The following is a 1,474-nucleotide window of genomic DNA, read 5'->3' on the forward strand; positions in this document are numbered from 1 at the left end:
GTCTATGCCCGCGCGGCAACGCTTCCCGGCATCAGGATCACCGGCATCGACACCCATATCGGCAGCCAGATCACGGAGCTGCAGCCCTTCGACGACGCCTTCGCCCTGCTTGTCGATCTGGTCGGCGCGCTGCGGGCGGACGGCCATGCCATCGAGCATATCGACCTCGGCGGCGGCCTCGGCATCCCCTATCGCGTCGACAACAACCCGCCGCCGCTGCCCGATGCCTATGCCCAGATCGTCAGGAAGCATGTCACCAAGCTCGGGCTGAAGGTGATGTTCGAGCCGGGCCGGCTGATCGTAGGCAATGCCGGTATCCTCGTCTCGGAAGTGATCTTCGTAAAAGAAGGCGACGCCAAGAACTTCCTCGTCGTCGACGCCGCCATGAACGATCTCATCCGGCCGACGCTCTACGATGCCTTCCACGATATCCGTCCGGTCGTGCAGCCGCCGGCGGACACGCCGCGCATGATGGTCGACGTCGTCGGCCCGGTCTGCGAGACCGGCGATTATATCGGCCTGGACCGCGATCTGCCCAGGCTGAAGGCCGGCGACCTGATTGCCGTCTCCACCGCGGGCGCCTATGGCGCGGTGCAGGCCGGCACCTACAACACCCGTCTGCTGGTTCCGGAGGTGCTGGTCGACGGCGACCGGTTCCACGTCGTGCGCCCACGCCTGACCTATGACGACCTGATCGGACTGGATTCGATGCCCGACTGGCTTGCATAGAAGCGCCGGAAACACACCGACCCGTCACAGGGAGCAATCATGACGAACGGCATCACCGTCACACGCGAGCGCATTGCCGCGATGGAACCGCGCATCCGCCCCTATATCAGGCACACGCCGGTGCTGCGCGTCGACATGGCCGACTTCGATCGGCCGCCGTTGGCCGTCGACCTGAAGCTCGAATGCCTGCAGCATTCCGGCTCGTTCAAGGCGCGCGGCGCCTTCACCAACCTGCTGGAGCGTGCGGTCCCAAAGGCCGGTGTCGTCGCAGCATCGGGCGGCAACCATGGCGCGGCCGTCGCCTATGCCGCCATGCGGCTTGGCCACAAGGCGACCATCTTCGTTCCCGAAGTGAGCCCGGCGGCCAAGCTGGAACGGATCCGCTCCTATGGCGCCGAGCTGATCGTCGGCGGCGCCCGCTATGCCGAAGCGCTGGCCGCCAGCGAACGGTTCGCCGAGGAGACCGGCGCTTTGCAGATTCATGCCTTCAACCAGGAGGAAACGCTCGTCGGCCAGGGCACGCTTGGGCTCGAAATCGAGGCCGATTTGCCTCGGATCGACACGCTGCTGGTCGCTGTCGGCGGCGGCGGTCTGATCGGCGGCATCGCTGCCTGGTTCGCCGGCCGCAGCCGTATCATCGCCGTCGAGCCGGAAGGAGCGCCGACGCTGCATCGCGCCTTCGAGGCCGGACACCCCGTCGATGCGCCGGCCGAGGGCATCGCCGCCGATTCGCTGGCGCCAAAGC

General features: G+C 66.7%; 1 protein-coding gene and 1 pseudogene. Both read left to right on the forward strand.

Annotated elements, in window-relative coordinates:
• Positions 1 to 729: pseudogene (locus EN994_RS31085) on the forward strand (diaminopimelate decarboxylase); the annotation flags it as partial.
• Between the two features lie 39 nt (positions 730 to 768).
• Positions 769 to 1,474 (forward strand): serine/threonine dehydratase (locus EN994_RS31090; protein WP_127308130.1); only part of this gene is annotated, 706 nt, incomplete at its 3' end.

This window comes from Mesorhizobium sp. M7A.F.Ca.CA.002.09.1.1, from assembly GCF_003998555.1.
GTDB lineage: Bacteria > Pseudomonadota > Alphaproteobacteria > Rhizobiales > Rhizobiaceae > Mesorhizobium > Mesorhizobium ciceri.